The following is a 26,398-nucleotide window of genomic DNA, read 5'->3' as shown; positions in this document are numbered from 1 at the left end:
CCTTTATATTATCCCTTAAGGCGGGCGTTAAATTCTTTTTCTAAAATTTCAAGCGCTTTTTGCACGGCTGAATTGACCTCTTCATCATTCAGGGTTTTTTCTAAAGAATGGATCACGCAACGCACGCTTAAGGCTATGGAATTATGACTTTCTTTAAAAATATCAAGGGGTAGAATCTCGCTTAAATTAGGGATTTGAGCGTCTTTTAGGGCTTTTTTAATCTTGCTAAAAGCGGTATTTTCATCAATGATGAGAGTCAAATCCCTCACACTGCTAGGGTAAATGCTAAAGGGTTTTAATAGCATAGTAGAGCGTTTGAGTTTGGAAGCGTCTATCTCAGCGTAATAGCTTTCAAACAAATCTAATTCCTGGATCACTTTGGGGTGGATTTTAGCGATTACGCCTATGATTTCATTATTTTGAATGATTTTAGCGCTCTGGTAGGGGTGGTTAATGGGGGTTTGAGCGGTTAGTTTTTCCAAGCTGAAATCCCCTATAACTTTTGAAACGCATTCAGCGAAAGAATAAAAATCCCAAGCCTTGCCCTTAGCGTCAGGGTAGCTTTCTTTTTTTTGTAAGCCGCTCGCTAAAAAGCCTAGTTTTTGGATTTCTTCTCTTTTAGCGTTATACACGCTCCCCTTTTCATAAAGGGCGATGCTTTTAAACCCTAAATTTTTATTCCTTAAACTGGCGTCTAAAAGCCCGCAAACAAGGCTCGTTCTTAGGGTGTTTAACTCCGTTGTGATAGGGTTTTGCAATTCTAGGGGATCTTCTAAAACTTCAAAGCCTAGTTTTTGCTGTTTTTCTTTAGAATAAAACACATAATGAATGACTTCTTTAAAACCGCAAGCGAGAGCCTTGTGTTTAAGGTTTTCAAAAAAGCGGTGCGTGTCATAATGGGGGTTTGAATTTTTACTACTGACACAATGAAGAGGCTTTGAGACTAGATTATCAATCCCTACAAAGCGCAAGATTTCTTCAGCAATATCTTGGATTATTTTAATGTCATGCCTGAAATTTGGTGCAACAACCTCTAAAATTTGGGGTTTTGAGTTTGACTCTTTTGCGCTGACTTTAAAGCCTAAATTTTTTAAAATGCCTTGAATTTTTTCTTTTTCTACAACAAGCCCCAAAATTTCGGTGATGTCTTCAAGCTGGAATGTAAGGGTGCGATCTTTTAAAGAATGCTCAGTTTGTTTGCTTTCTAAAATCGTGGCTTTCAAATGAGCGCTTAAAAAATTCAAGCCGTCTGATAAATTAGGGTTGCTCCCCCTAGCGCTCCTATAAATAAGGGCGTTGTCTTTTTGAAGCGTTTTATCTTTTAGAGCGTGTAATTTTAAGGACAGGCTTATCGGATCAATATAGCTCGCTTCTAAAAGCAAACACTCGCTCAAATCTTTTTGAACTTGATGCTTGATAGCGATCGTGGAGCGTTTTTGATGGTTGATATAAACGCTTTCAAGGTTGTTTTCATCGTTTTTCACGCTCAAATCAATAGGGGTTTTATTCAGGCTATAAGCGTTCATTATTACCCCACTAAAATGCACGCTAAATTCTATGAAATTGTTTAGGTCGTTCTCACTCAAGGCGTTATTGTGAGCGAGCGAAAGCTTGACATTTAAAGGGGTTTTTAAAGAATGATTGCAAACCAAATAATAAGCCAAATGCGATTCGATATTTTCACCCGCACTAAGCGTGATCAAATCGCTTTTTGGCGTAAAATTTAAAGCCTTGATAGGTTTTAGGGGCGTGTGATAAAAGGCACTAATTTCTCTGGCAATACCTAAAACGCTCAAGCAATCCCCACGATTAGGAGTCAATGAAATTTCTAAAACATGCGTGTTGAAAGGGGCGTATTCATTTAATTCTTTCCCCAAAACCAACTCCCCAACGCTCTCATCTAATTCCAAGATGCCATCATTGATTTTAGGGAAGCCCAATTCAGCACTAGAGCAAATCATGCCATGGCTTTCAACCCCCCTAAGCTCCGTTTTAGCGATGGTGGTTGAGCCGATTAGCGCCCCGTTTAAAGCGACTGGCACGAATTGGTTTGGCGCGACATTTTTAGCCCCACACACGATTTGCAACACTTCCTTGCCCACATCCACTTGACACACGCTGAGTTTTTCGGCGTTTTTATGGGGGGCTTTTTCTAAAACCTTACCCACAACCACATTTTTAGGGGCAACACAAGAAATACAGCTCTCCACTTCTAATCCTAAGCGACTCAAATCCTCACAGAGTTTGGCTATATCTTTAGGCGTATTGACAAAAGTGCTCAAATCATTAACGCTCAGTTTCATTAAAAGCTCTCCAACACTCTCAAATCAGTTTCAAAGAAACTGCGCAAATCATTGATTTGGCAAGTCAGCATGGCTAATCTTTCAATCCCCATGCCAAAAGCAAACCCGCTCACGTTCTCATACCCTATGGCTTCAAACACCGCATTATTGACCATGCCACAGCCCAACACTTCCAGCCAGCCTGTGTGCGAGCAAACCCTACAGCCTTCTTGCTTGCAAAACACGCAACTAATATCCACTTCAGCGCTTGGCTCTGTGAAAGGGAAAAAGCTAGAGCGCCACCTTAATTTCACGCCCCCAAAGAAATAATGCAAAAAGTCTTCGATCACGCCCTTTAAGTGCGTGAAACGGATATTCCCTTTTTGATCCACGACAAGCCCTTCAATTTGATGGAACATGGGCGTGTGGGTCAAATCATAATCGCGCCTAAAGGTTTCGCCTAAACAAATCATCTTAATGGGTGGGGTTTGTTCTTGCATGGTGTGGATTTGAACAGGCGAAGTGTGGGTCCTTAAAAGCTTGTGATCTTTAAAATAAAAAGTGTCTTGCATGTCTCTTGCAGGGTGGTAAGGGGGCAAGTTTAAAGCGCTGAAATTATGGAAATCATCTTCCACCAAAGAGCCGATTTCAAGCTTGTATCCTAAGGGGGTAAAAAATTCAATGATTTTATTTTTAGTATGATTTAAAGGGTGAGAAGAGCTTGTTTTAATAGCGTTAAACAAACTCACATCAATTTTTTCTTTTTTCAAGCGTTCTTCTAATTCAAACTCTAAAATAGCCTTTTTTTTCCATTCAAAGGCCTTTTCAAACGCTTGTTTATAATGGTGGATTTCTTTAGCAAAGGCGTTCTTTTCTTCGCCGTTTAGATGTTTGAGCTGGTTGAATTTATCCGCAAAAACCCCTTTTTTACCCAAAGCATTCAAGCGCACTTCTTCTAACTCTTTGCTATTAGTAACCTTTTCTAATCGCTCTATTAAGGTGTGCAATAACGATCCTTATATTTTATTTTTAAAAAGCTATAATACAACTTTAATAAAAGAAAAACCTTAAAAGGGAGCAAAAAAGCATGAATGTGTTTGAAAAAATAATCCAAGGCGAAATCCCTTGTTCTAAGATTTTAGAAAACGAGCGTTTTTTATCCTTTTATGACATTAACCCTAAAGCTAAAGTGCATGCGTTAGTGATCCCCAAACAAAGCATTCAGGATTTTAATGGCATCACCCCAGAGCTTATGGCGCAAATGACAAGTTTTATTTTTGAAGTGGTGGAAAAATTAGGCATCAAAGAGAAGGGTTACAAGCTTTTAACCAATGTGGGTAAAAACGCAGGGCAAGAGGTGATGCATTTGCATTTTCATATTTTAAGCGGAGACAAACATTAAAAGCGTTGGTGGTATTTCGTGCAAGCGTTTTTAAATAGGAGTTTTGCTCCCTTACTCAACCCTAACGAGAATCCTTTAGAGCAAGTTAAATCCAGTATTATTTTAAAAAAAGGGGTGTCTTATTTTGACTGGGGGGCTTCAGGTTTAGCGAGCGTTTTAGTGGAAAAGCGCGTGAAATCCTTACTGCCTTATTACGCAAACGCTCATTCCATCGCTTCTAAACATGCGATTTTAATGGGCATGCTTTTAAAAGAATGCCAAGAAAAGTTAAAGCGTTCTTTAAATTTGAGCGATAATCATTGCGTCTTGAGTGCAGGGTATGGGGCGAGTTCAGCGATTAAGAAATTTCAAGAAATTTTAGGGGTGTGTATCCCTTCAAAAACGAAGAAAAATTTAGAGCCGTATTTGAAAGATATGGCTTTAAAGCGTGTGATTGTAGGGCCTTATGAGCATCATTCTAATGAGATTAGCTGGCGTGAAGGCTTGTGTGAAGTGGTGCGTATCCCTTTAAATGAACATGGTTTATTGGATTTAGAAATTTTAGAGCAAACTTTAAAAAAATCCCCTAACAGCTTGGTTTCTATGAGCGCGGCTTCTAATGTAACGGGACTGCTTACGCCCTTAAAAGAAGTTTCATCATTGTGCAAGAAATATAAGGCCACTTTGGCTTTGGATTTAGCGAATTTTAGCGCGCATGCTAACCCTAAAGATTGCGAATACCAAACCGGTTTTTATGCGCCTCATAAGCTTTTAGGAGGTATTGGGGGATGCGGTCTTTTAGGCATTTCTAAAGATTTGATTGACACGCAGATCGCCCCGAGTTTTAGTGCAGGGGGCGTGATTAAATACGCTAATCGCACACGGCATGAATTTATTGATGAATTGCCTTTAAGAGAAGAATTTGGCACGCCAGGATTGTTGCAATTTTACAGGAGCGCTCTAGCGTATCAATTAAGAGATGAATGCGGTTTGGATTTTATCCACAAGAAAGAAAACAACCTTTTAAGAGTGCTTGTGCATGGCTTAAAAGACTTGCCCGCTATTAATATTTATGGGAATTTAACAGCGAGTCGTGTGGGGGTAGTGGCTTTTAATATTGGAGGGATTTCGCCCTATGATTTAGCGAGAATCTTAAGCTATGAATACGCTATTGAAACCCGGGCAGGTTGCTCTTGCGCAGGGCCTTATGGGCATGATTTATTGAATCTTAACGCTCAAAAGTCAAGCGATTTTAACGCTAAACCCGGATGGCTTAGGGTGAGCTTGCACTTCACGCATTCCATAAACGATATTGATTATTTGCTAGACAGCTTGAAAAAAGCGGTTAAAAAATTGCGTTAAGCTAAAACTATTTTTAAGGAAAAATTTGGATATTTTAGATTTGAATAAAGCGCAAGCGGTGCAACAAAATGAGCAAGAAGTAGAGGATAAAGAGCGAGAGTCTAAAGAGCCGGTGGTTTTAGAAGATTTGAGCGCTTTAGCATGGCTTGAATTAGAAGAGTTCAGCCGCCTTTCAGGGCTTCCTAAAGAAAGGATTTTGGAATTAGTGAATCTTGGTAAAATCAAGAGCAAAATAAGCCACAACAAGCTTTTAATTGACGCGAGCAGCGGGACAAACGCTTTAATCAAAAAGGTAGAAAATAATTTGATTTCTATGGATATGAACGGGCGTTCTTTAGAGCCTGTGTTTGTAGAAAAGACCATTAACACGATTTTAAACTTGCATGATAAAGTCATTGGCGCTAAAGACGAAACGATTTCAGCCTTTAAAAATGAAAACATGTTTTTAAAAGACGCTTTAATCTCTATGCAAGAAGTCTATGAAGAAGATAAAAAAACCATCGATCTTTTGCACGATGAACTCAACCAAGCGAGAGAAGAAATTGAATTTATGAAGAGAAAATACCGCTTGATGTGGGGGAAAGTCGCTGACATGAGTAGCGTGAATAAAAAGTAGTTTTAAATTAACGCCCATGCTTTGAGGGCTTATTAGCGGTAATTTTAGGTGAATCTATGTTAGAATTTGGGGTGTTTTAACAGAATGCAAGCTTGAAGGAGAACCATGTCCATTTCACGCAGAAGTATCCTAACAAAAGTCCCCATCGCACTCGCTAGCGCTAATGTTTTGAAAGCTGTTGGTGTTTTTGAAAAAGTAGAATCCATTCCGCATGCAACGCATTTTGGCCCCTTTATCGCAAAGGTTCAAAATGGAGTGATTAAAGATATTGTCCCTCAAAAGAGCGATTATAATCCTACTATGATGTTAAAAGCGATGGCAGATAGGGTGTATTCAGATAGTAGGGTGAAGTATCCTTGCGTGCGTAAGAGTTTCTTAGAAAACAAAAAAAACCACAAAGAATTGCGCGGGAGAGAAGAGTTTGTGCGCGTGAGTTGGGATGTGGCGTTGGATTTAGCGGCTAAAAAGCTTAAAGAAATCCCTAAAGAAAACATTTATAATGCCAGTTATGGTGGCTGGGGGCATGCGGGCAGCTTGCATCGTTGTCATCATTTAACATGGCGTTTTTTTAACACGACTTTAGGGGGGGCTATTGGCACTGATGGGGAATATAGTAATGGCGCGGCCGCAAGAATAAACCCTATGATTGTAGGGGATATGGAGGTCTATTCGCAACAAACCACGCATGAAGAGATGATTAAAAATTGTAAGGTGTATGTCATGTGGGGGGCGGATTTACTCAAGTGCAACCGCATTGATTATTTTGTGCCAAACCATGTCAATGACAGCTACTACCCTAAGTATAAAAGAGCCGGTATTAAATTCATTAGTATTGATCCCATTTATACCGAAACCGCTCAAGCCTTTAACGCTGAATGGATACCCATTCGCCCTAACACTGATGTAGCGTTAATGCTAGGCATGATGCATTATCTTTATACAAGCAATCAATACGATAAAGAGTTTATCGCTAAATACACTGATGGTTTTGATAAATTCTTACCCTATTTGCTAGGAGAGAGCGATAATGTGCCTAAGACTTTACAATGGGCGTCTCAAATCACTGGAGTGAGCGCAGAAAAAATCAAAGAATTAGCGGATTTGTTTGTTTCTAAACGCACTTTTTTAGCGGGTAATTGGGCCATGCAAAGAGCTCAGCATGGCGAGCAACCGGATTGGGCGTTAATTGTTTTAGCCAGCATGATTGGTCAAGTGGGCTTATCGGGTGGGGGCTTTGGCTTTTCTATGCATTATGGAGGGAACGCTCAAGCGAGCTCTGGGGCAAGAATTGTTCCTATGATTTCGCAAGGGCATAATTCTGTAAAAAGCGTTATTCCAGCATCTAGGGTTTCTGAAGCGATTTTAAATCCGGATAAAGAAATTGATTTTATGGGTAAAAAACTTAAATTACCTAAAATCAAAATGATCTACAATTGCGGGACGGATTTATTAGGGCATGAAGCTGATACGAACGAGCTGATTCGCGCTTTAAGGACCTTAGATTGCGTGATCGTGCATGAGCCTTGGTGGACGCCTACAGCGAAATTTGCTGATATTGTCTTTGCTTCCACTAGCACTATGGAAAGAGATGATATTACTTTTGGGGGGAGTTATTCTAAGAATGTGGTTTATGCCATGCGTAAAGTGGTAGAGCCTGTTTATGAATCCAAAGACGATTATGAGATTTTCAGACAGCTTGCTTTACGCATTGGGGGCAATGAAACAGAGCAGAAATTCACTGAATCTAAGAGTTACATGGAATGGATTAAGGGCCTTTATGAAAAAAGCGATGGCCCTACTTTGAAATCGTTTGATCAATTTTGGAGGGATGGTTTTGTGGAGTTTGAAATCCCTGAAAATGCGAGAAAGTTTGTGCGTCATGCGAAATTCAGGCAAGACCCTATTAATAATAAACTGGATACAGAGAGCGGGAAAATTCAAATTTTTTCTCAAAAATGCGCGGATTTTAAACTGGCCGATTTTAAAGGGCATCCTACTTGGTTTGAGCCAGCTGAGTGGCTAGGCTCTAAAATGGCTGAGACTTATCCGTTCCATTTAATCTCTCCGCACCCAAAATACCGTGTCAATTCACAGCTTGATAACACTTGGGTTAGGAATGTGTATAAAATTCAAGGCAGAGAGCCTGTGATGATCAACGAACTAGACGCTAATAAATTAGGCATTAGGCATGGTGAAATTGTAGAAGTGTTTAACGCTAGGGGGAGGTTGTTAGCAGGGGCGTTTGTAACTAAGAATATCCGTCAAGGGGTTTTGAGTATCCAAAAAGGGGCGTGGTATGACCCAGAAGATGTGAGGGTTAGAAACCCACGATGCAATGCGGGGCATGTGAATACGCTCACTTCTTTACGCCCCACAAGCAGCATGACACAAGCCATTTCAGCCAATACCGCCTTAGTCAATATCAGAAGACTTAGAAGGTATGAATTAGTCAAGCCCTATCATTCTATTTCAACACCAAGCATCATTGGGGCTTAAACGGAGTGAAAATACTCGCATGAGAGTGTTTTTACCCAATAAAGACTTAATAACTAAAGACTTGACTACTAGCCAAGCCAAAGCGTGGGGTGATTCTCAATTTTTATATTATAATACTTTGCGTCATGTAACTTGTGGTTATGCAACCGATGATAAGTCAAGGATTATAAAAGATGAGCGTTTTTCAAATGAGTTTGAAATGTTGCGTGGGGTTGGTTTTGTTTATGGGGGTCTTATTAGGGGATTTTAAAGCTTTTAAGGTTAGAGTGGATAAAAGTTTAGCTCTGCCCTTTTTAAATGTGCTTTCATTAGCTTTTAAACAAGACATGAGAAAAGAGATCGTTTTTGTTTTCACCAAAAGCAACAAGTTGAGTAAAAAAGTCCTTTGTGGTTTTGACGCTTTTTTATTGCCTGAGGTCTTGATGGGAAGCATGCCCGCAAAAGTGCTATTCCATAAGGAGTTTTTATTCCAATCTAAAGAAAGTAAGACGCTCTATGCGTTTTCGCTGATTGATTCTCAGTATTGCTCAAAAGGTGGAAATTACAGATACGAACTAGAAAAATTAGAACGCTGGTTTGTGCAAAAAGCTCCTGAGTTAGCTGAGAGCCACAGAGTGGATTATAAGAGCCAGTATGATAAAACACAAACAAAAAAACAAAAATAAAGAATGAGCGATGATTTTAGTATTAGATTTTGGGAGCCAATATACACAGCTGATTGCTAGAAGATTGAGAGAGAGTGGGATTTATGCAGAAATAGTCCCTTTTTTTGAAAGCATAGAAAACATTCAAAAAAAAGCCCCTAAAGGTTTGATTTTGAGCGGGGGGCCAGCGAGCGTGTACGCTAAAGACGCTTACAAGCCTAGCGGGAAAATCTTTGATTTGAATGTGCCGATTTTAGGGATTTGCTACGGCATGCAGTATTTGGTGGATTTTTTTGGGGGGGTAGTGGTTGGTGCGAATGAGCAAGAATTTGGTAAGGCTGTTTTAGAAATCGCTCAAAATTCTGTGATTTTTGAAGGCGTGAAGATTAAAAGCCTTGTGTGGATGAGCCATATGGATAAAGTCATAGAACTGCCTAAAGGCTTCACTACCCTTGCAAAAAGCCCTAACTCCCCCCATTGCGCGATTGAAAACGGCAAGATTTTTGGCTTGCAATTCCACCCAGAAGTCGTTCAAAGCGAAGAAGGGAGTAAGATTTTAGAAAATTTTGCCCTTTTAGTTTGCGGCTGTGAAAAAACTTGGGGGATGTGGCATTTCGCTCAAAGAGAAATCGCGCGATTGAAAGAAAAAATTGCTAACGCTAAGGTTTTGTGCGCGGTGAGTGGGGGCGTGGATTCTACGGTGGTCGCTACGCTATTACACAGAGCCATTAAGGATAATTTGATCGCTGTTTTTGTGGATCATGGCTTGTTGCGTAAAAATGAAAAAGAAAGGGTGCAAGCGATGTTTAAGGACTTGCAAATCCCTTTAAACACGATAGACGCTAAAGGAATCTTTTTGTCTAAATTAAAGGGCGTGAGCGAGCCTGAATTGAAGCGAAAAATCATCGGCGAAACCTTTATTGAAGTGTTTGAAAAAGAAGCCAAGAAGCACCATTTAAAAGGCAAAATTGAATTTTTAGCCCAAGGCACTCTATACCCTGATGTGATTGAATCCGTGAGCGTTAAAGGGCCTTCAAAAGTGATCAAAACCCACCATAATGTGGGCGGACTGCCTGAATGGATGGACTTTAAACTCATAGAGCCTTTAAGGGAATTGTTTAAAGATGAGGTGCGCTTATTGGGTAAAGAATTGGGCGTTAGCCAGGATTTTTTAATGCGCCACCCCTTTCCAGGGCCTGGGCTTGCTGTAAGGATTTTAGGCGAAGTCAGTGAGAGTAAGATCAAACGCTTGCAAGAAGCGGATTTTATTTTTATAGAGGAGCTTAAAAAAGCCAATTTGTATGACAAGGTTTGGCAAGCTTTTTGCGTGCTGTTAAATGTCAATTCTGTGGGGGTTATGGGGGATAATCGCACTTATGAAAACGCTATTTGCTTAAGGGCAGTGAATGCGAGCGATGGCATGACGGCGAGCTTTTCGTTTTTAGAGCATTCTTTTTTAGAAAAGGTTTCTAACCGCATCACTAATGAAGTGAATGGTATCAATAGGGTGGTGTATGATATTACCTCTAAACCACCAGGAACGATTGAATGGGAATGATTATCTTAAAAATAGCGCTAAAAGTAGGATTTTTTGGGTAAGATTAGGAATTGATTTTAAAGAAAAAGAAAGAAAGGAATTTAATGAAAAAAGGTAGTTTGGCAATCGTTTTAGGATCGTTACTAGCAAGTGGGGCGTTTTATACGGCTCTAGCTGATGGAATGCCTGCAAAGCAACAGCAGCACAATAACATGGGCGAGTCTGTGGATTTGCATTTCCACTATCCTATTAAAGGCAAGCAAGAGCCTAAAAATGGCCATTTGGTTGTCTTAATCGATCCTAAGATAGAGGCTAATAAAGTTATCCCTGAAAATTATCAAAAAGAATTTGAGAAATCTTTGTTTCTCCAGTTGAGTAGTTTTTTAGAGAGGAAAGGCTATAGCGTTTCGCAATTTAAAGATGCTAACGAAATCCCTCAAGACATCAAAGAAAAAGCGTTGCTCGTTTTACGCATGGATGGGGATGTGGCTATCTTAGAAGATATTGTAGAAGAGAGCGATGCGCTTAGCGAAGAAAGAGTGATAGACATGTCTTCAGGGTATTTGAACTTGAATTTTGTTGAGCCAAAAAGTGAAGATATTATCCATAGTTTTGGTATTGATGTTTCAAAGATTAAGGCTGTGATTGAAAGAGTGGAATTGCGGCGCACCAATTCTGGAGGTTTTGTCCCCAAAACTTTTGTGCATAAGATTAAGGAAACCGACCATGATCGAGCCATTAGAAAAATCATGAATCAAGCCTATCATAAAGTGATGGTGCATATTACCAAAGAGTTAAGCAAAAAACACATGGAACATTATGAAAAAGTTTCTAGTGAAATGAAAAAACGAAAGTAGTTTTTAAGAAACGAAAAGCTTAAAAATCCTTTAGAGCTGTTTTTTAAAAAAATAGCTTTTTAAAAGGGTGGGGGAGTTGGATTAGGGTATTTTTTGAGCGTTGTTTTTAGTTTTAGCGGCATTTTTGAAAAATCACACTCAAAAATCAGAAAATTCAGTTATAATAACGCTTCATGTGAAAATTTCGGGGCGTAGCGCAGTCTGGTTAGCGCACTTGGTTTGGGACCAAGGGGTCGAAGGTTCGAATCCTTTCGCCCCGACCACTTTTTGCGTAATTTGTTGTTCTGTTTAAAATTCTTTGGTAAAATATCGCTTCCTTTCGTTGAATGGTGGGAGTAGCTCAGTCGGTTAGAGCATCAGATTGTGGTCCTGAGGGTCGTGGGTTCAATTCCCATCTTCCACCCCATCTCATAAAATAAGCGTTTTACCAAGTTTATGTTAGTCATTCCTTTATTTGAATTGTAAGCGTTCGTAGCTCAATTGGATAGAGCACCAGACTTCGGATCTGGGGGTTAGGGGTTCGACTCCCTTCGGGCGCACCACCTAACACCAATACCATGCGCTTGTAGCTCAGCTGGATAGAGCAACAGCCTTCTAAGCCGTAGGTCGCAGGTTCGAGTCCTGCCAAGCGCACCACTTTTGACATTCTTTAAAGAGGAGTTATGGATTCTTTAGAGTGGGGATTACTCATTTTCTTGATTCTTGTTTTTCTAGTAGGCATAGGATACTACATCTTTATGGTTTTTTCTTCTAAAGATTGATCATCAAAATAGCCCAATGACAAGAGATAGGGTTGGAAACTCCTAAAACACAAATCTTACATGAAAACATTCAATAAAAGCGGTTATGAAAACCTAAAAAGTGAAACATGTAAGAATAAAAGATATGCACATTATCCGTGACTTTATTGCACCGAACAGGGAAAGCTTTTTGACTACGGCCTATGCGAAATCCTGCTATAAAAATATTAAATAAAGCAAGATTTGTTAAAAATTAAGGCTGTATTTTAATTGTAAAATGTAAAAATACTCAAAGCATCGCATCAAGCAATATAGCGATCTAAAAAGAGGCTCACAATTGAGTTAAAGCCCGCTTTTTAGGGATAAATAAAAAGCGCTTTCAAATTGCATGGGTAACTTTATGGGGCGAAGCGTTTCTAATTTTTGGTATAATCGCTAGAAATTATGAGAAAGATTTTATCTTGTTTGAGTGGGGTTTTGCATGCGTTTATTATTGTGGTGGGTATTGGTATTATCGCTCTTTTTAAATCCTTTGAGAGCGGTTGAAGAGCATGAAACAGATGCGGTGGATTTGTTTTTGATTTTCAATCAAATCAACCAGCTCAATCAAGTCATTGAAACTTACAAAAAAAACCCTGAAAGAAGCGCTGAAGTCTCTCTGTATAACACCCAAAAGAATGATTTGATTAAAAGTTTGACTTCTAAAGTGTTGAATGAAAGGGATAAGATCGGGATTGATATCAATCAAAATTTAAAAGAGCAGGAAAAAATCAAAAAGCGTTTGTCTAAAAGCATTAAGGGCGATGATTTCTACACTTTCATGAAAGATAGATTGTCTTTAGATATTTTGTTGATAGATGAAATTTTGTATCGTTTTATAGATAAAATTAGGAGCAGTATTGATATTTTTAGCGAACAAAAAGATGTGGAAAGTATCAGCGATGTTTTTCTTTTGCGTTTAGGGCAATTCAAACTCTACACTTTCCCTAAAAATTTAGACAATGTCAAAATGCATGAATTAGAGCAGATGTTTAGCGATTATGAATTGCGTTTGAACACTTACACCGAAGTCTTGCGTTACATTAAAAACCACCCTAAAGAAGTGCTTCCTAAAAACTTGATCATGGAAGTGAATATGGATTTTGTGTTAAACAAAATCAGCAAGGTTTTGCCTTTCACAACCCATAGCTTGCAAGTGAGTAAAATCGTGCTGGCTTTGATGATTTTAGCCTTATTGCTGGGTTTAAGGAAGTTGATCACTTGGCTTTTAGCCTTATTGTTAGATCGTATTTTTGAAATCATGCAACGCAATAAAACAATGCATGTCAATGTGCAAAAGAGCATTGTTTCGCCCGTTTCTGTCTTTTTAGCCCTATTTAGTTGCGATATAGCTTTAGATATTTTCTATTACCCTAACGCATCGCCTCCTAAAGTTTCTATGTGGGTGGGTGCGGTGTATATCATGCTTTTAGCATGGTTAGTGATAGCCCTTTTTAAAGGCTATGGGGAAGCGTTAGTTACGAATATGGCTACCAAAAGCACGCACAATTTTAGAAAAGAAGTGATCAACTTGATTTTAAAAGTCGTGTATTTTTTGATCTTCATTGTCACGCTTTTAGGGGTTTTGAAACAACTAGGGTTTAATGTTTCAGCCATCATCGCTTCTTTAGGGATTGGGGGGTTAGCGGTGGCTTTGGCGGTTAAAGATGTGTTGGCGAATTTTTTTGCTTCTGTCATTTTATTGTTAGACAATTCGTTTTCTCAAGGGGATTGGATCGTGTGCGGTGAAGTGGAGGGCACGGTGGTGGAAATGGGGTTAAGGCGCACCACGATCAGAGCCTTTGATAACGCTCTTTTGTCCGTGCCTAATTCAGAGTTAGCCGGAAAACCCATTAGGAATTGGAGCCGCCGTAAAGTGGGAAGGCGTATTAAAATGGAAATAGGCTTAACTTATAGCTCCAGTCAAAGCGCTTTACAGCTTTGCGTGAAAGACATTAAAGAAATGTTAGAAAACCACCCTAAAATCGCTAATGGAGCCGATAGCGCTTTGCAAAATGCGAGCGATTACCGCTACATGTTTAAAAAAGATATTGTTTCTATTGATGATTTTTTAGGGTATAAAAACAATTTGTTTGTCTTTTTAGATCAGTTTGCGGACAGCTCTATTAATATTTTAGTGTATTGCTTTTCTAAAACAGTGGTTTGGGAAGAGTGGCTAGAAGTCAAAGAAGATGTGATGTTAAAAATCATGGGGATTGTAGAAAAGCACCATTTGAGTTTTGCTTTCCCATCACAGAGCTTGTATGTGGAGAGTCTGCCAGAAGTTAGCCTAAAAGAAAGGGCTAAAATCTAAAATTATTGGTAGATGTATTCTTTGGTTAAGGGGAAAGTGTTATCCACGCTGTTGGTTAAAAGCAATTGGAATAGATCCGCGCTCCCCACCCTAAAGGCGGACGCGCAAGTCCTTAAATACAGATCCCACATGCGGATAAAGCGTTCGTCATAGCCGAGTCTTTTCACTTGGTCTAGATTGTGGTTGAAGTTGTCTCGCCAAATGTCTAAAGTTTTAGCGTAATGGATTCGTAAGCTTTCAGCCATGAGCAAGTGGAAGTCGCATTCGCTCATCACGCTCATCACTTCTCTTAAAGAGGGCAAGTAGCCGCCTGGAAAGATGTATTTATCCACCCATGCGTTAGTCTTGCCTTCAAAACAGCATAAAATGGAATGGAGCAAAAACATCCCGCCTCTCTTTAATACTTCTTTAACTTTTTTGAAATAAAAGGGCAAATTATCCTTACCCACATGCTCAAACATGCCCACGCTCACCACCTTATCAAAGCGGTATAAGCGCCCGTCTAAATCCTGGTAATTCAATAATTTGATCGTTACCCTATCTTCTAAGCCTAGCTCTTGGACTCGTTTGTTAGCCTGTTTGTATTGTTCGCTAGAAATGGTGATCCCCATCACTTCCGCCCCATATTCTTGCGCGGCTTTTATGGAGAGATAACCCCAGCCACAGCCTATATCCAGCAGTTTTTCGCCTTGTTTTAAATGGAGCTTTTTTAAAGTGTGATCTAATTTTTGGAGTTGGGCGGCATGGAGGGTGTCATCGTCTTTTTTGAAATAAGCGCATGAATAGCTTAAGGTTTCATCCAGCCAGATAGAATAAAAGTCATTCCCTAAATCGTAATGTTTAGAAATGTTGGAGCTTTCTTTAAGGGGTTTTTGAACGGCTTTAGCGTTATCATGTTTGTGCAAATGCTCATAATTGGTTTGCAAATATAAAGAGTGCATCACCTCATCCATAGAGCCTTCAATATCAATCACGCCGTCCATATAAGCTTCAGCGATCGTTAAAGACATGTCTTTTTTAATATCGCTAAATTTTAGGGGGCGATGGATTTTAAGGGTGAATTTAGGCGAATGTTCGCCATTCCTATAAACGCTATTGTCCCAAAAAACGACCTGATAATCGCCGTTTTTCCACTGCTTGAACATGCTTTTGAGCAAAAATTTTGAAATCATCTGTAATTCCTTAAACTCTTTTTCAATTTTTTAAGCGTTAATTATAATGAATTTTAAGCTAAAAACACCCCACAAATAAGCATAAATGCAACCTCTATTCTCTAAATTTTTAAAAGCATGTTAAAATTAAGAGATTTAAACAAATTTAAGGTAACACGATTATAAAGATGCAAAAATCACTGATCACAACCCCCATTTATTATGTGAATGACATCCCTCATATTGGTCATGCTTATACAACTTTGATTGCGGATACTTTAAAGAAGTATTACACGCTTCAAGGCGAAGAAGTCTTTTTTTTAACCGGCACCGATGAGCATGGGCAAAAGATCGAACAAAGCGCGAGGCTTAGGAATCAAAGCCCTAAAGCTTACGCCGATAGCATTAGCGCGATTTTTAAAGACCAGTGGGATTTTTTCAATTTAGATTATGATAGTTTTATCCGCACCACAGACAGCGAGCATCAAAAATGCGTGCAAAACGCCTTTGAAATCATGTTTGAAAAAGGGGATATTTATAAAGGCGCTTATAGTGGGTATTATTGTGTGAGCTGTGAGAGTTATTGCGCGATCTCTAAAACGGACAACACGAACGATAAAGTCCTATGCCCTGATTGCTTGAGGGAGACTGCACTTTTAGAAGAAGAGAGTTATTTTTTCAGATTGAGCGCGTATGAGAAACCTTTATTGGAATTTTATGCTAAAAATCCTGAAGCGATTTTGCCTATTTATCGTAAAAATGAGGTAACTTCTTTTATTGAGCAGGGTTTATTGGATCTGTCTATCACGCGCACGAGCTTTGAATGGGGCATTCCTTTGCCTAAAAAAATGAACGATCCTAAACATGTGGTGTATGTTTGGTTGGACGCTTTATTGAATTATGCGAGCGCGTTAGGGTATTTGAATGGTTTAGACAATAAAATGGTGCATTTTGAACGCGCTAGGCATATTGTGGGTAAGGATATTTTGCGCTTCCATGCCATTTATTGGCCGGCTTTTTTGATGAGTTTGAATTTGCCCTTATTCAAACAGCTTTGCGTGCATGGGTGGTGGACGATAGAGGGCGTGAAAATGAGTAAGAGCTTGGGTAATGTTTTAGACGCTCAAAAAATCGCTATGGAGTATGGGATTGAGGAATTGCGCTATTTTTTATTGCGTGAAGTGCCTTTTGGGCAAGATGGGGATTTTTCTAAAAAAGCGTTAATAGAAAGGATCAATGCGAATTTGAATAACGATTTGGGGAATTTGCTGAATCGTTTGCTAGGCATGGCTAAAAAATATTTCAATTATTCTCTAAAAAGCGCCAAAATCACCGCTTATTATTCTAAAGAGCTAGAAAAAGTGCATCAAATTTTAGATAACGCTAATTCTTTTGTGCCTAAAATGCAATTGCATAAAGCTTTAGAGGAATTGTTTAACGTTTATGATTTTTTAAACAAACTCATCGCTAAAGAAGAGCCATGGGTTTTGCACAAAAACAACGAATCAGAAAAACTAGAAGCCTTATTGAGTTTGATCGCAAACGCGCTGTTACAATCAAGCTTTTTGCTTTATGCGTTCATGCCAAAGAGCGCTGTGAAATTAGCGAATGCTTTCAACACAGAAATCACGCCCAATAATTACGGACGCTTTTTTAAAGCTAAAAAATTACAAGATATGATTTTACAAGACACCGAACCTTTATTTTCCAAAATGGAGAAAATTGAAAAGGCTGAAAAAGCGGGAGAAGCCTCACCAGAAAAAAACGAAAAAGAAAAAAAGGACGCAAAAGAAAAAGCCCCACTAAAGCAAGAAAATTATATCAGCATTGAGGATTTCAAAAAAGTAGAGATTAAAGTAGGGCTTATTAAAGAAGCTCAAAGGATTGAAAAATCCAATAAATTACTGCGCTTAAAAGTGGATTTAGGCGAAAATCGTTTGAGGCAGATTATCTCAGGGATCGCTTTGGATTATGAGCCTGAAAGCTTGGTGGGTCAAATGGTGTGCGTGGTGGCTAATTTAAAACCCGCAAAACTCATGGGCGAAATGAGTGAAGGCATGATTTTAGCGGTGCGAGATAGCGATAATCTGGCTTTAATCAGCCCTACCAAAGAAAAAATTGTAGGAAGTTTGATCAGCTAAATGCGATTAGGGGTGAATGAAGCCGTAGAATTGAGTTTGGGCGAATTGCAAAACACGCCCTCAATCAGCTATTTTAATTCTATTGTTTTGTCTTTAAACAAAGTCCAAAAAGGCTCTTTATTTGTCGCTAAAGATCACACGCTCATTCCTAAAGCTTTAGAGTTAGGGGCTTATGGGATTTTATACACAGGAGAATATCCTTTAAGTGATAAGGATGTGGCATGGATCAAGCTTAAAGATATAGAGCATTCTTTGAACCATTTGTTTAAATTTTGTTTGTTGAATGAGCGCGTGGTCGGGGTGTTACTAAGCCCCATAGAATTAGAGATCGCTTCTAAAATCATGGTGAGCGAATTTGTGTGGTGCTTGAAAGAGAGCCTTGAAGATTTGTTCATTATAGAGGGGTGTAAAATAGCCTTTTTTGATAAATTGGAGTGGCTTCATTTGTTTTATAAGCAGGAGCGCTTGAAAGAAGATCTAAAGGAAGATTTAAAAGAAAGCCGTCTAATGATTCTCAACCAATCGTTTTTTTGCAGCACTTTAGTCTATGAAAAACAAGAATACGAATTCAAAATGCCATGCATCTTTTTAGAGCCTTTAAAAAGGGTGATTCAATTGTGCGAGAAATTACAAATTGCGTTTGATTTGAATCTTTTAGGCAAAAAAGAATACCCACTAGATCATTGCAAACCCTTTTTTGTGAATAAGAATCTAGAAATAGCCCCTTATGGTGCAACCGCAAGGGTGGTTGTCGCTGAGGCGTCAAAAGAATTGTTTGAAATGATGCTTCAAAAAGCCCTTGAGACTTTATCGTGGGGGAAAATTGTCGTGTTTTGTCGTAAAAACAGCGCGGCTTTCTTTAAAAAAACCAACCCTTATTGTTACACCACCCAAAACAACCTAAAAGAGCAATTAAAAAATTTAGCGTTTAATTTCGCTTTTATTTATGGGATTAGCTCCCATCATTTAGAATCCCTTTTAAACCCTCCTTTTTTTAAAAAAACCCCCACGCTATGGTAAGTCATGCTCATTTGTAACGATAAAATTAATCCAAAAACCCTTTTAGAAGAAATCATGGCGTTAAGGCCATGGCGTAAAGGCCCTTTTGAAATTTCTCAAATCAAGATTGATAGCGAATGGGATAGCTCCATTAAATGGGATCTAGTCAAAAACGCCACTCCTTTAAAAGATAAGGTTGTGGCTGATGTGGGTTGCAATAACGGCTATTACTTGTTTAAGATGCTAGAATATAAGCCTAAAAGCTTGGTGGGGTTTGATCCGGGCGTTTTAGTCAAAAAACAATTTGAATTTTTAGCCCCCTTTTTTGATAAAGAAAAAAAAATCATTTATGAGTCTTTAGGGGTAGAGGATTTGCATGAAAAATACCCTAACGCTTTTGATGTCATTTTTTGTTTAGGGGTGCTATACCACAGAAAAAGCCCGCTAGAGGCTTTAAAAGCCTTGTATCATGCTTTAAAGATAAAAGGGGAGCTGGTGTTGGATACCTTAATCATTGATTCGCCCCTAGACATCGCTCTTTGCCCTAAAAAAACTTATGCTAAAATGAAAAACGTTTATTTTATCCCTAGCGTTAGCGCACTAAAGGGGTGGTGCGAAAGGGTAGGGTTTGAAAATTTTGAAATTCTTAGCGTTTTAAAGACCACGCCTAAAGAACAGCGTAAAACGGATTTTATTTTGGGGCAGAGTTTGGAAGATTTTTTGGATAAAACGAATCCCTCTAAAACTTTAGAGGGGTATGACGCTCCTTTAAGGGGGTATTTTAAAATGCTTAAACCAAGCAAGCTTTAAATAAAGGATAAGATAGTGCAAGAATCAGTCGTTCGTGTGGATTATGACTCTTTGGAAACTTGTAAGAATTTCAAACCAAGCGTTGGCACTGAATTGGTCGTTTTAGAAAAAGATATAGCCCATGCGCGTTTCAAGGGCAATGAAAGCATGGTGTATGAAGAAAATTTTGTGCATGCCGGGTTTGTGCTTATTGCGTGCAATTATGCGGCTTTGTGCGCGTTGAATAAAAGACACAGCGTGGTGGTTTCTAATAACATCAATTTTTATGCCCCCCTAGAATTGAATCAAGAAGCGCTCATTAAAGCGCAAGTGGTTCAAGACGGCGTGAAAAAAGCTGAAATAAAAATAGAGGCGTTTGTGTTAGACATTCAGGTTTTAGAGGGAATGATAGAAATCGTGGTGTTTGATAAAAAGCCTTTCAAATTCAATTTTAAAGAAGAGTAGTTAATGGTTATTGTTTTAGTCGTGGATAGCTTTAAGGATACTAGTAATGGCACTTCTATGACGGCGTTTCGTTTTTTTGAAGCACTGAAAAAAAGAGGGCATGTTATGAGAGTGGTTGCCCCTTATGTGGATAATTTAGGGAGTGAAGAAGAGGGGTATTACAACCTTAAAGAGCGCTATATCCCCCTAGTTACAGAAATTTCACACAAACAACACATTCTTTTTGCTAAACCGGATGAAAAAATCTTAAGAAAGGCTTTTAAGGGAGCGGATATGATCCATACTTACTTGCCTTTTTTGTTAGAAAAAACAGCCGTAAAAATCGCGCGAGAAATGCAAGTGCCTTATATTGGCTCTTTCCATTTACAGCCAGAGCATATTTCTTATAACATGAAATTGGGGCAATTTTCTTGGTTCAACATGATGCTTTTTTCGTGGTTTAAATCTTCGCATTACCGCTATATCCACCATATCCATTGCCCCTCAAAATTCATTGTAGAAGAATTAGAAAAATACAACTATGGAGGGAAAAAATACGCTATCTCTAACGGCTTTGATCCCATGTTTAAATGCGAACACCCACAAAAAAGCCTTTTTGACACCACACCCTTTAAAATCGCTATGGTAGGGCGCTATTCTAATGAAAAAAATCAAAGCGTTCTCATTAAGGCGGTTGCTTTAAGCCGATACAAACAAGATATTGTATTATTGCTCAAAGGCAAAGGGCCTGATGAGAAAAAAATCAAACTTCTAGCCCAAAAACTAGGCGTAAAAACGGAGTTTGGGTTTGTCAATTCTAATGAATTGTTAGAGATTTTAAAAACCTGCACCCTTTATGTGCATACGGCCAATGTGGAGAGCGAAGCGATTGCGTGTTTGGAAGCCATTAGCGTGGGGATTGTGCCTGTTATCGCTAATAGCCCTTTAAGCGCGACCAGGCAATTCGTGCTAGATGAACGATCGTTATTTGAGCCCAATAACGCTAAAGATTTGAGCGCTAAAATAGACTGGTGGTTAGAAAACAAGCTTGAAAGAGAAAGAATGCAAAATAAATACGCTAAAAGCGCTTTAAATTACACTTTAGAAAATTCAGTCATTCAAATTGAAAAAGTTTATGAAGAAGCGATCAGAGATTTTAAAAACAACCCTAACCTCTTTAAAACCTTATCGTAATAAAGGATAAAAAATGCAAGAAGTCCATGATTATGGGATTAGTTTTTGGAGCAATAACGAATTTAAGATAGAAAAAGGCTTGGTTAAAGTTTGTCATGGCAAAAACCCCTCGCTTTTAGAAATCGTTCAAAGCGTGCGCGATAAGGGCTATAGAGGGCCTTTGTTGGTGCGATTCCCCCATTTGGTGCAAAAACAAATCAAAAGCCTGTTTGATGCGTTTTCTTCAGCGATTAAAGAGTATCAATACAGCGGGGCTTTTAAGGCGGTTTTCCCTTTAAAGGTCAATCAAATGCCCTCGTTTGTTTTGCCTTTAGTGCAAGGGGCTAAGGGCTTGGATTACGGCTTAGAGGCCGGGAGCAAGTCTGAGCTCATCATTGCGATGAGTTACACTAACCCCACAGCCCCTATCACCGTGAATGGCTTTAAAGACAAAGAAATGATTGAGCTTGGCTTTATCGCTAAAAGCATGCAGCATGAGATCACTTTAACGATTGAGGGTTTGAATGAGTTGAAAACCATTATCGCCGTGGCTAAACAAAACGATTTTGTAGCCTGCCCTAAAATTGGCATTCGCATCCGTTTGCACAGCACTGGCACTGGCGTTTGGGCAAAGAGTGGGGGGATCAATTCTAAATTTGGTCTTAGCAGCACTGAAGTTTTAGAAGCGATGCGCCTTTTAGAAGAAAACGACTTGTTAGAGCATTTCCACATGATACATTTCCACATAGGCTCTCAAATCAGCGATATTTCGCCCTTAAAAAAGGCTTTAAGAGAAGCGGGTAACTTGTATGCAGAATTGCGTAAAATGGGCGCTAAAAATCTTAATAGCGTGAATATTGGAGGGGGGTTAGCCGTAGAATACACCCAACACAAGCACCACCAAGATAAAAACTACACTTTAGAGGAATTCAGCGCTGATGTGGTGTTTTTATTGAGGGAAATTGTGAAAAATAAGCAAGAAATTGAGCCGGATATTTTCATTGAATCAGGCCGTTATATTTCCGCTAACCATGCCGTTTTAGTGGCCCCAGTGTTAGAACTGTTTTCGCATGAATACAATGAAAAATCCCTAAAAATCAAAGAAAGTAATAATCCTCCTTTGATTGATGAAATGCTAGACTTGCTCGCTAATATCAATGAAAAAAACGCCATTGAATACTTGCATGATAGTTTTGATCACACTGAGTCGCTTTTCACGCTTTTTGATTTGGGCTATATTGATTTGATTGACAGGAGCAACACTGAAGTTTTAGCCCATTTGATCGTCAAAAAAGCGGTGCAATTGCTTTATGTTAAGGATCATAACGATATTTTACGCATTCAAGAGCAAGTCCAAGAGCGCTATTTATTGAATTGCTCGTTTTTCCAAAGCTTGCCGGATTATTGGGGCTTGAGACAGAATTTCCCGGTCATGCCCTTGAATAAATTAGACGAAAAGCCCACCAGGAGCGCAAGCTTGTGGGATATTACTTGCGATAGCGATGGGGAAATCGCTTTTGATTCCACGAAGCCCTTGTTTTTGCATGATATAGACATAGATGAAGAAGAATACTTTTTAGCGTTCTTTTTAGTGGGAGCGTATCAAGAAGTTTTAGGCATGAAGCACAATTTATTCACGCACCCTACGGAATTTAGCGTGGTTTTTGATGAAAAAGGCGATTATGAAGTGGAAGATATTTGCGAAGCCCAAACGATTTTAGATGTGTTAGACGATTTGGACTATGACACTAAAGAGATCGAGCGCCTTTTAAAACAAAAAATTGAAGACAACAACCAACTGGACATGGAAGAAAAGAAAGAAATCATGGGGCGCTTGTATGTCATGCTGAGCGAAAACGGGTATTTGCGCACGATTTCTTAAACGCAAAAACCCACTAAAAACGCTTTTTGTTGGGTTTTTATATTGTTTAAGATCTTTAAGACTTCTTTAGATTTCATTTAAGGATATTTTCCATGATTTCTTTCACTATTTTAGGGTGCAAGATTTCGTCAGAATGAAAAGGCAAAACCTGCCTGATTTTATCTTTCACATAAATTCTATGGCTGCCTTTTTGCCTAGAGAAAACAAATCCATTCTGCAATAATAGCTTCTCTGCTTCTTTAGCTGTGAGTCGTGGCAATTCAGGCAAAAGCTATCTCAATGGGTGCTATTACAGAATTTTTCTTAGAAAGAAAAGCTAACTCATCGGCTTCTAAATCTTCCAAATAAAGCTCTATGGCTTCTTTAATGTTTCTTAGGGCTTCTTCATAACTTTTCCCTTGTGATACACAGCCTTTTAGAAAGGGGACAAAAGCAAAATACCCATTCTCATCTTTTTCTATGACAGCGTTTATAAGCATGGCACTACCTTTGATTAAATTTCTTATGATTATACACATAATATATTTTAAACAAAATTAAATGGACAGATTAGGGAGGGAATGAAAAAAGAAAAATAAGAGAATAAAAGAGAGATTAAAAAAAGGAGAGCCACCCCAAAGGGGGGGGCGGAGTTTATTCTTTTAACTCCGCCTCCTCTTTATCTAAATCAGCGAGATACTCATCAATTTCATTAGTGGTCGCTAAACCGAAATTAGGTTCAATGTCTTTTAACAAGTTTTCAGTAAGACCCGCACAACTTAACCCATATTTATTAATACCGCCATCGCAAAGCAATTGAGCCACAAACAACGCCTCATTTTTGTTTTTAGGTAAATACTTCGCCCAAAAACCATCAGGGGAAAAATCGTTAAAATCGTTTTGAAACTTCTCTCTACCCTCCGCATAATACTTGATTACATTACAATACAAGGTGAGAGCGACCCTATCCAAGTTATCAAAACTATCCACCTCGCACAATTCCTCGTTACGAGCTTCAATCATTTTAACCCACTCCGCATCGGTATGCTTATTAAAACCTTTCGCATTCGCAAGAGCGGTAATAATAACCGCCGAAATTTGACTACCATTCCCACTAAAGAGCATCGGAGATAATAAAACAACCAAGCCTACTTTTTCTCTCTGTTAGAGTATAGTCCCTAATCATAAGCTCCGACACACTCACGCCCTCCTCGTTAGCCTCTCTAAATCCAAAAGCGAGTTTAAACCTATCCTCTTTTTCTTTAGGAGTGGTAGTCCTTTCCTTGACACTCGGTCCGCTCGTAACGATTTTAACGCCTTTCAACAAATCATCAGTGCTTTTTTCGGCGTGATTATGAGAAACTTCATTCACAGGCACTTCCTTAAACCATTTTAAGAATTTTTCGCTATTGAAAGCGTATGCGGCTTCGTTGCCTTTTTGGCTCCTTAAGGTTACACGATTGAACCCAATGCTAATGACTTTAGCCTCCACCACTTTGTTATTGATGGTGGCTTTGACTAACGCCCCTACTTTTAACTGATTTTCGTTTTGAAAACCTATAAAATACTCCTTGGTAAAATTTGTTTTAAATCCCGCTATAATCGGTCGTTCAATGTTTTTTGGTAGTTTTTATCTTTTTGGCATGGCTTGTTCCTCCTTGTTGTGGTTTTAATTTTGCTTAAAGTTTTCATGTCTATTGCCCTTAAGATCGTTTTGAAGGCGGTAAGCGCCATTAAAAATACAGCCAGTCAATATTTCTTCAATTTGCGATAATTCCGCATTTTTTAGCGCTTCTCTGGGCACTTCAATGATCAGTTTAGTTTGCGATAATCGCACCCACTCTAACGCTTCCTCTCTAGATTCAAAACTCCCCAATTCCCCAATATGGTTGAGGAACTGCTCGCTCATAGGCCTATCCATGTCAATCACAAGATCAAAGGTAACATAAAGCGACTGAACGCTCAAAGAATCCCCAACAATAAAGGTAAAATTAAGCGTGTCATCAAGCTCGTTATGCTGGATATTGTCTATTAACGCGTAGTTAAGCTCTAATTTCTCTACTTGCTTTATCGCTATTACGATGTCTTTAGAAAGAGAAGCGCTAATTTTTTCTAATTGTTTTAACAAATCTTTAGGCGGGATAAAACCACGCTCCATATCAGCGTCTATCACGCTTAAAATCGTTCTTTTATCCACTATCTTATCACGCTTTAAATCGTTAGCGATTTTGTTGATTTGAAGGTTTTGTTTGTAGCTTTGTTTTGACGCTTTCTTTTTTTCTCGCCATTCAATGACTTCCCTCTCTTCTTGTTCTATGTCTGCAACATCAAAAATTTTAGGAAAACCATAACGATTTTTTTTCGCTCTGATAAAACTTTTAATACTATCTTCAAGATCCTTGCGAAAATCATCAAAACCATCGCTAGATTGCGGCATATAAAGCGCTTCTATTTGAGTTTTAGCTATTTCATTAAACTCCATGCCGTTATGTTTATCAGGGTGTTTTGAAAAGAATGCGCTTAGCTTGTTTTTAAGATCGTTGAGGGATTGTTCTAATTGATTGGGTGTTGAGAATTTGATGTCTGAGAAGCTATCTTGTGTCTTGTTAAAGTCCTTACCCGGTGAAGCGTTGATTAATTCTATAGGGCATTTGCTTTCACGATAACAGATCGCTTGTTGGTTAAATATTTGCGCTAACACCAATAAATAATCCCTTAAATTAAATACGATAGTAGGTTCATTAGCGAACACCAAAAAGCTCGTTTCTTCATTGGGTAAAAAAGGATCTTGCGGGCTGTCTTTTAAAGAGTTAAGCGTTTGAACAAGCCCTATAAAATCACGCTTACCCTCTAAATACGATTGCAGCTTTTTCGCTCTTTCTGTATTTTGCTTGGGGGTGTATCGGTATTTAGCGACAAACTCCTTACTAGACATAAAGTCTTTCACGCTCGCCTTAGCGTTATTCTTTAAAAATCTATCCATAAAATGCTTCCCCAATAAAAAACAAAGCCTCCTATAAAGGTAATTATTGCCTTTAAAGAAGTCCTTAATCAAAATGGGTTTATCCCAATCCACTTTAACGGATTTGTCCTGCCAGTAGAGTAAGCGCGTTTTTAACTGAGCCAGTTTGTCAGCGCTAGATTGAATGCAACCGCTTTTAGCCGCCCCTATCAGTAATTTTTGCTCATTATTATTGAAATCTCTGTAAAAAGCGTCTTTAAAGAGTTTAAAGGCTGAGATGATCCCAAAGGGTAGCCCGCTTTTGATTTTCTCACACGCCTTTTTAAGATCGCCGCTTCCAATCGTTTCGTTCTTAACAGCAGAAGCCTTTGTGTTAGAAACTGCAATGGCGCTGTTTTTAGTTTTAGAGACTTTCTCTCTCCCAATGATCTCCTTAACGAATCGCTTCGTTCTGTTTTGAGCCACTTTACTAGCCACAAAATCCTTTTCAAAATCTTGTAACAAATAGTAGTATCTAGTTGGATTCCCACTCTCATCATTCAATAACAATAAAAAATCATAATCCAATAACATGTCAAGTCCTTTTTTTAAAATTCATCATTAGCGTTAT

Annotated in this window: 20 protein-coding genes, 4 tRNA genes and 1 pseudogene; 18 read left to right on the top strand and 7 right to left on the bottom strand. The window is 38.8% G+C overall.

The window, feature by feature from the left end; genetic code table 11:
* Positions 1–8: 8 nt before the first annotated feature.
* Positions 9–2,303, bottom strand: a complete 2,295-nt coding sequence (gene pheT, locus HG567_RS04940) for a phenylalanine--tRNA ligase subunit beta (RefSeq protein WP_202139390.1) — start codon at positions 2,301–2,303, stop codon at positions 9–11.
* On the bottom strand, positions 2,303–3,289 hold the full coding sequence (gene pheS / locus HG567_RS04935) for a phenylalanine--tRNA ligase subunit alpha (RefSeq protein ID WP_120849378.1): 987 nt from the start codon (positions 3,287–3,289) through the stop codon (positions 2,303–2,305). The genes pheT and pheS overlap by 1 nt, the downstream gene beginning before the upstream one ends.
* A gap of 80 nt (positions 3,290–3,369) precedes the next feature.
* Between pheS and HG567_RS04930 the strand changes: the two genes are divergently transcribed.
* The 12 genes from HG567_RS04930 (at position 3,370) to HG567_RS04875 (ending at position 14,268) form a co-directional block, all read left to right on the top strand.
* A complete protein-coding gene (locus HG567_RS04930; RefSeq protein ID WP_001100349.1) occupies positions 3,370–3,684 on the top strand; it encodes a histidine triad nucleotide-binding protein in 315 nt (104 codons plus the stop codon).
* Between the two features lie 18 nt (positions 3,685–3,702).
* Positions 3,703–5,025, top strand: coding sequence for an aminotransferase class V-fold PLP-dependent enzyme (locus HG567_RS04925; protein WP_202139389.1), 1,323 nt, complete (start codon positions 3,703–3,705; stop codon positions 5,023–5,025).
* A gap of 25 nt (positions 5,026–5,050) precedes the next feature.
* Positions 5,051–5,641: a DUF3972 domain-containing protein gene (locus tag HG567_RS04920; RefSeq protein WP_202163704.1), complete on the top strand. Its 591-nt coding sequence runs from the start codon at positions 5,051–5,053 to the stop codon at positions 5,639–5,641.
* A gap of 105 nt (positions 5,642–5,746) precedes the next feature.
* Entirely contained in the window at positions 5,747–8,137 is a 2,391-nt protein-coding gene (locus HG567_RS04915; RefSeq protein ID WP_202163703.1) for a molybdopterin guanine dinucleotide-containing S/N-oxide reductase, read from the top strand.
* A gap of 173 nt (positions 8,138–8,310) precedes the next feature.
* Positions 8,311–8,802 (top strand): hypothetical protein, encoded by a 492-nt coding sequence (locus HG567_RS04910; protein WP_202139386.1) that lies wholly within the window; start codon positions 8,311–8,313, stop codon positions 8,800–8,802.
* A gap of 10 nt (positions 8,803–8,812) precedes the next feature.
* A complete protein-coding gene (guaA, locus tag HG567_RS04905) occupies positions 8,813–10,339 on the top strand; it encodes a glutamine-hydrolyzing GMP synthase (protein ID WP_202139385.1) in 1,527 nt (508 codons plus the stop codon).
* 83 nt (positions 10,340–10,422) lie between these two features.
* Positions 10,423–11,175 carry an HpaA2 protein gene (hpaA2, locus tag HG567_RS04900; RefSeq protein ID WP_202139384.1) on the top strand — a complete coding sequence of 251 codons (753 nt, stop codon included), beginning with the start codon at positions 10,423–10,425 and terminating at the stop codon, positions 11,173–11,175.
* 185 nt (positions 11,176–11,360) lie between these two features.
* Positions 11,361–11,438, top strand: a tRNA-Pro gene (locus HG567_RS04895).
* A gap of 66 nt (positions 11,439–11,504) precedes the next feature.
* A tRNA-His gene (locus HG567_RS04890) sits at positions 11,505–11,581 on the top strand.
* Between the two features lie 59 nt (positions 11,582–11,640).
* A tRNA-Arg gene (locus HG567_RS04885) sits at positions 11,641–11,717 on the top strand.
* 17 nt (positions 11,718–11,734) lie between these two features.
* Positions 11,735–11,811 (top strand) — tRNA-Arg (locus HG567_RS04880).
* 585 nt (positions 11,812–12,396) lie between these two features.
* Positions 12,397–14,268, top strand: a complete 1,872-nt coding sequence (locus HG567_RS04875) for a mechanosensitive ion channel family protein (protein WP_202139383.1) — start codon at positions 12,397–12,399, stop codon at positions 14,266–14,268.
* 2 nt (positions 14,269–14,270) lie between these two features.
* On the opposite strand, the gene cfaS is transcribed toward HG567_RS04875, so the two are convergent.
* On the bottom strand, positions 14,271–15,440 hold the full coding sequence (cfaS, locus tag HG567_RS04870; protein WP_202139382.1) for a cyclopropane fatty acid synthase: 1,170 nt from the start codon (positions 15,438–15,440) through the stop codon (positions 14,271–14,273).
* A 167-nt stretch (positions 15,441–15,607) separates the two neighbouring features.
* On the opposite strand from cfaS, the gene metG reads away from it, so the two are divergent.
* Genes metG through speA form a run of 6 tightly spaced genes read left to right on the top strand, consistent with a single transcriptional unit; the run spans position 15,608 to position 22,847 of the window.
* On the top strand, positions 15,608–17,560 hold the full coding sequence (metG, locus tag HG567_RS04865) for a methionine--tRNA ligase (RefSeq protein WP_202139381.1): 1,953 nt from the start codon (positions 15,608–15,610) through the stop codon (positions 17,558–17,560).
* Positions 17,561–18,580, top strand: coding sequence for a ferrochelatase (locus HG567_RS04860; RefSeq protein ID WP_202139380.1), 1,020 nt, complete (start codon positions 17,561–17,563; stop codon positions 18,578–18,580).
* Positions 18,581–18,583: 3 nt separating this feature from the next.
* Positions 18,584–19,369 (top strand): tRNA 5-methoxyuridine(34)/uridine 5-oxyacetic acid(34) synthase CmoB, encoded by a 786-nt coding sequence (gene cmoB, locus HG567_RS04855; RefSeq protein WP_202139379.1) that lies wholly within the window; start codon positions 18,584–18,586, stop codon positions 19,367–19,369.
* 15 nt (positions 19,370–19,384) lie between these two features.
* On the top strand, positions 19,385–19,813 hold the full coding sequence (locus HG567_RS04850) for a hotdog domain-containing protein (RefSeq protein WP_001158320.1): 429 nt from the start codon (positions 19,385–19,387) through the stop codon (positions 19,811–19,813).
* A 3-nt stretch (positions 19,814–19,816) separates the two neighbouring features.
* The gene (locus HG567_RS04845; protein ID WP_202139378.1) at positions 19,817–20,986 is read left to right on the top strand and encodes a glycosyltransferase family 4 protein; all 1,170 of its coding nucleotides are present in this window, start codon (positions 19,817–19,819) and stop codon (positions 20,984–20,986) included.
* A gap of 13 nt (positions 20,987–20,999) precedes the next feature.
* Positions 21,000–22,847, top strand: a complete 1,848-nt coding sequence (gene speA, locus HG567_RS04840; protein ID WP_202139377.1) for an arginine decarboxylase — start codon at positions 21,000–21,002, stop codon at positions 22,845–22,847.
* Positions 22,848–22,920: 73 nt separating this feature from the next.
* Here speA and HG567_RS04835 read toward each other — a convergent pair whose 3' ends face one another.
* The 4 genes and pseudogenes from HG567_RS04835 to HG567_RS04820 form a co-directional block, all read right to left on the bottom strand.
* Complete coding sequence (locus tag HG567_RS04835) at positions 22,921–23,115, bottom strand: type II toxin-antitoxin system HicA family toxin (protein ID WP_202139376.1); 195 nt, start codon at positions 23,113–23,115, stop codon at positions 22,921–22,923.
* Positions 23,108–23,326: a type II toxin-antitoxin system HicB family antitoxin gene (locus tag HG567_RS04830; RefSeq protein WP_000906663.1), complete on the bottom strand. Its 219-nt coding sequence runs from the start codon at positions 23,324–23,326 to the stop codon at positions 23,108–23,110. Before HG567_RS04830 ends, HG567_RS04835 begins: the two co-directional genes overlap by 8 nt.
* A 154-nt stretch (positions 23,327–23,480) precedes the next feature.
* Positions 23,481–24,387: pseudogene (locus tag HG567_RS04825) on the bottom strand (hypothetical protein).
* A 108-nt stretch (positions 24,388–24,495) separates the two neighbouring features.
* Positions 24,496–26,361, bottom strand: a complete 1,866-nt coding sequence (locus tag HG567_RS04820) for a hypothetical protein (RefSeq protein WP_202139375.1) — start codon at positions 26,359–26,361, stop codon at positions 24,496–24,498.
* Between the last annotated feature and the right edge of the window lie 37 nt (positions 26,362–26,398).

The organism is Helicobacter pylori (assembly GCF_016755635.1).
Taxonomy (GTDB): Bacteria; Campylobacterota; Campylobacteria; order Campylobacterales; family Helicobacteraceae; genus Helicobacter; species Helicobacter pylori_CQ.
The sequence above is the reverse complement of the archived record's forward strand: the minus strand, read 5'-3'. Positions and strand labels throughout refer to the sequence as shown.

Bases quoted from the DNA above. Each gene is read 5' to 3' on its own strand.
- HG567_RS04845 (WP_202139378.1), top strand. From the start codon at position 19,817: ATGGTTATTGTTTTAGTCGTGGATAGCTTTAAGGATACTAGTAATGGC.
- HG567_RS04915 (WP_202163703.1), top strand. From the start codon at position 5,747: ATGTCCATTTCACGCAGAAGTATCCTAACAAAAGTCCCCATCGCACTC.
- metG (WP_202139381.1), top strand. From the start codon at position 15,608: ATGCAAAAATCACTGATCACAACCCCCATTTATTATGTGAATGACATC.
- HG567_RS04930 (WP_001100349.1), top strand. From the start codon at position 3,370: ATGAATGTGTTTGAAAAAATAATCCAAGGCGAAATCCCTTGTTCTAAG.
- guaA (WP_202139385.1), top strand. From the start codon at position 8,813: ATGATTTTAGTATTAGATTTTGGGAGCCAATATACACAGCTGATTGCT.
- HG567_RS04910 (WP_202139386.1), top strand. From the start codon at position 8,311: ATGAGCGTTTTTCAAATGAGTTTGAAATGTTGCGTGGGGTTGGTTTTG.
- HG567_RS04830 (WP_000906663.1), bottom strand. From the start codon at position 23,326: ATGCTTATAAACGCTGTCATAGAAAAAGATGAGAATGGGTATTTTGCT.
- cmoB (WP_202139379.1), top strand. From the start codon at position 18,584: ATGCTCATTTGTAACGATAAAATTAATCCAAAAACCCTTTTAGAAGAA.
- HG567_RS04875 (WP_202139383.1), top strand. From the start codon at position 12,397: ATGCGTTTATTATTGTGGTGGGTATTGGTATTATCGCTCTTTTTAAAT.
- pheT (WP_202139390.1), bottom strand. From the start codon at position 2,303: ATGAAACTGAGCGTTAATGATTTGAGCACTTTTGTCAATACGCCTAAA.
- cfaS (WP_202139382.1), bottom strand. From the start codon at position 15,440: ATGATTTCAAAATTTTTGCTCAAAAGCATGTTCAAGCAGTGGAAAAAC.
- hpaA2 (WP_202139384.1), top strand. From the start codon at position 10,423: ATGAAAAAAGGTAGTTTGGCAATCGTTTTAGGATCGTTACTAGCAAGT.
- speA (WP_202139377.1), top strand. From the start codon at position 21,000: ATGCAAGAAGTCCATGATTATGGGATTAGTTTTTGGAGCAATAACGAA.
- HG567_RS04860 (WP_202139380.1), top strand. From the start codon at position 17,561: ATGCGATTAGGGGTGAATGAAGCCGTAGAATTGAGTTTGGGCGAATTG.
- HG567_RS04820 (WP_202139375.1), bottom strand. From the start codon at position 26,361: ATGTTATTGGATTATGATTTTTTATTGTTATTGAATGATGAGAGTGGG.